Below are 500 nucleotides of genomic sequence, written 5' to 3'. Positions count from 1 at the left end.
CACCTTCCTCGGCCTCCAGAACCAGACCGAGGGTGCGGGTCCGGCGGTGACGCAGGATGGGCAGGTGGTCTCCATGGCCGCGATCCGTGCCCTGGCCCCCAACAGTGTGCTGCGCCGGATGATCACCGCCCCCAAGGGCGACCGGGTGCTGGACGTGGGCCGCACCCAGCGCGATGCCACGGGTGCTCTGCGGGATGCGGGGATGTTCGGTCACACCACCTGCGCCTGGCCCCAGGGCTGCAACTTCCCGGCCAGCGGGTCGGAGGCCGACCACAAGATCAGCTTCTCGGCCGGTGGGTCCACCAGCGCGGACAACATTCAGCCACTGTGCTCGGACCACAACCGGTTGAAGTATCGCCGGGAGACCAACCCGGAGGCCTCCATCTGGCAGGGCCGCCCTTCCCACCGCAACCGCAGCAACAAGGGGGAGGACTCGGACGGGGACCCGGAGCCAGCCCAACCCCCTTCCTGGAGTCACGGTCACCCTCGTTTTTGACTCC

General features: G+C 68.8%; 1 protein-coding gene. It reads left to right on the top strand.

The window, feature by feature from the left end; genetic code table 11:
* Window positions 1–496, top strand: a 496-nt coding sequence (locus ACYVD1_RS34875; protein WP_460778740.1) for an HNH endonuclease signature motif containing protein, incomplete at its 5' end; no start/stop codon positions are given.
* Window positions 497–500: the final 4 nt, after the last annotated feature.

This window comes from Nocardiopsis nanhaiensis (assembly GCF_054778635.1).
Note: the sequence above shows the minus strand (reverse complement) of the source record. Positions and strands in the feature narration are given on the sequence as shown.